Here is a 2,634-nt window from a genome sequence, read left to right as displayed (position 1 = left end):
ATTTTGGAAGTCCACCGCGCTCTCCCAGACGCAGATTCGTCTTATTTAAACGATTCCGGTTCTCAATGCGGAAACAAAAATAGTTACATTCGACCATTGTGCTGCGCAAAGCGCCTCAATGCCCAGAAAAAGACACATTCTTTCGAAAAATCCTTCGCAATCAAATAGAAATTAGTTATGAATGACTTCAGTAAGTGCCCTGCCGGGATTTCGAGCGGGTTGTGTGTATAAAAATCAAAGGTGGGACTTTGCATGTTTAGAAGTTTGAAAATGATGGCGGCGGGGATTGTTGCTGCTGTGATGATGGCTGGATCGGCCAGCGCGCTGACCTCGGTGACGGCAGGCGGCAGCTATGACATTAAATCGGATACGGCCTTTATCGGATCTGTCTCCACACTCGGTGGGCCTGGTTCGTACTCGGTCAACTTCACATCTCCGGTTGATCCGCTAATAGCGACCGCAAATGCATCGGTCACCATTCGGGTACTGGGTGCGTTCACAGGTCTGACTATGAGTTGGGTTGACGCGGCAAACCCCGGCAACGTTTTGGCAAGCACAGCGGTTCTGGGCGGCATCCAGACCACGCTCAGCACATTGTTTAGCAGCGTGAGCCCGAACTCCCTGAGCCAGAACCTGGTGTTCAGCTGGGCTAATGCGCAAGCGACGACGAATGGTGGTCCGATCAGCTTTGACTTTGACGTAGCTGCGGTTCCGCTGCCCGCAGGTGGTCTGCTGCTTTTGACTGCGCTTGGCGGTTTGGCCCTGACGCGCCGCCGCAAAGTAGCTGCCTGAACGGGCGCGCAAACCCGACAGATTAAGACAAGGGGCTGTGTTTTACGGCCCCTTTTCGTTTGGTAAGCTCAGATGTCGCCACTCGCTGCCTGGCGCAGCATCCAGATCATCCTCTGACATCTAAGCCGGAACAACGTGGCAATCGCCCGCCAGGTTTCTCCTTTCGAGGCCAATTTGTCGCTGGAGATGACTTTTGGTGCATGCACGATAGCACTGGCAGGCATAGCCAATCCACGGATTGCCCATCGCAGCCGCGCGCCGGGGTTGGTGCCATGCAGCAGATACGCCTCTTGTGTCGTACGCTGCCACTTGGTTTTGAGCGCGGCCCAGTCCTGACGGGACGGATGGCTGACGCGAAAGTCGTCCCGGTATTTCAGGCTGTAACCGCGCGCGACCGCGCGCATGGTCCATTCCCGATCTTCCGATACACCGTTGACGAATCCGCCGATCGCATCGAACACATCCCTCCGGGTCAACAGGTTCCCTGCGCCGGAAAACCCCTGAACCTCGATATACCTGCGGAAGTTGAATGCAAAAACAGCCTCGAACGCTTCTGCGCCGCTGCGCGGGGGTGGCGTTTCGTCAAAGACATCTACCCGGCCACCAATCAGATCGGCCTGATCCGCGATCTGGCGCCCGACGGTCAACCAGTCCGGCGCGGGCACACAATCAGCATCGATGAAAAACAGTCGGGGCGCTTTGGTTTCGGCAACACCGCGGTTGCGGGCATGGGCCGCGCCCTTTTGGGGTTCCACAACAAAATGCACCTCGGGAAAGGTCTGGCGTATCGCGTCCAGCGATACCGGAGAGTTGTTGTCAACGACGACGATTTCCGTCGCCGTCAAATCATTCTCTCTGAGAGCCTGAAGGCACCGTTCCAGCCGGGGCAAATCGTTATAATGGGGAATAATTACCGCATCGGCCGGTACAGCGTCAGTAGGAGCCGTACTCATTGCCAAAAGTCCCGCTGATGTACCGACATTTATTTAACACAATACCCATGACGCTGGTCAGTTCTGCCAGTTGCCGCTCAGCCACGTCGATATGATCAATGCTGGTCTCTTCGGCTGCTGCCAGAAGCAGGGCGCAATCGACATTCCTAAGAAATCCGTGGCTGTCATCGCTCATCATCAGAGGGGGGGTGTCGAACAGAATGATGTCGGGTTTGTATTCTGCTTCGAGTTGTTCGAGAAATTCGATTGTCCGGCGGCTTTGCAAGACTTCCGCCGGGTTGCGGGTGGACGTGTAATTAAGTCCGAAGATGACGTTCTTGCCATAACGCTTCGCATGTTCGTGAAACGGTACGGCCCCCTGAATGACGTCAGCCATGCTATAGCTGCCGGTTTGCTTCAGAATCTCAGCCAACCCCCTGCGCCGCATATCGAAATCGATCACGATCGTGCGCAAGTCCTCCTGCCGCCCCAGACTGAAGGCCAGATTGGCAGTTGTCGTGCTTTTACCGCACCCGCTATAAGGGGAAGTCAGCGCTACCCGGTGCCAGTTATTGGAAAGGGTCTGCTGCAGCATCTTGGTGCGCAACATGTCATAGGGCGTGGCGTCCGCACCCCCATGGAATGACATCAAACGGTTGCGAGAGACAAGGCGTTGCTCGATCTGTATCTCTGGCACAGCCAGCCAAATATCTTGGTCACCGCTTTCTTGCGGTGCCGGAGACTTCTGTATGTCTGCGGGAGGCACAGGCTGAAGCTGCTGCCGGCTGTTGCGTTCTTCACGCGCTTTCTGAATAGCTTGCTGAAGACGGTCCATTACAAATCCACCAAATCAATCGAAACAATACTCACCAGAATGTCTCCAGTTTATCCATGACCCTCTCTGCGATAA

Annotated in this window: 3 protein-coding genes; 1 reads left to right on the top strand and 2 read right to left on the bottom strand. The window is 55.2% G+C overall.

Features of this window, described 5'->3' with window-relative positions:
- Positions 1-252 precede the first annotated feature (252 nt).
- A complete protein-coding gene (locus AC2FND_RS19915; RefSeq protein ID WP_480484434.1) occupies positions 253-792 on the top strand; it encodes a VPLPA-CTERM sorting domain-containing protein in 540 nt (179 codons plus the stop codon).
- A 68-nt stretch (positions 793-860) separates the two neighbouring features.
- Here AC2FND_RS19915 and AC2FND_RS19910 read toward each other — a convergent pair whose 3' ends face one another.
- The gene (locus AC2FND_RS19910; protein WP_496771437.1) at positions 861-1,745 is read right to left on the bottom strand and encodes a glycosyltransferase family 2 protein; all 885 of its coding nucleotides are present in this window, start codon (positions 1,743-1,745) and stop codon (positions 861-863) included.
- Positions 1,726-2,559 carry a CpsD/CapB family tyrosine-protein kinase gene (locus AC2FND_RS19905; RefSeq protein WP_496771436.1) on the bottom strand — a complete coding sequence of 278 codons (834 nt, stop codon included), beginning with the start codon at positions 2,557-2,559 and terminating at the stop codon, positions 1,726-1,728. The genes AC2FND_RS19910 and AC2FND_RS19905 overlap by 20 nt, the downstream gene beginning before the upstream one ends.
- Positions 2,560-2,634: the final 75 nt, after the last annotated feature.

The organism is Ruegeria sp. BHSB056, assembly GCF_059613305.1.
This window is presented reverse-complemented; position numbering and strand designations above follow the sequence as displayed.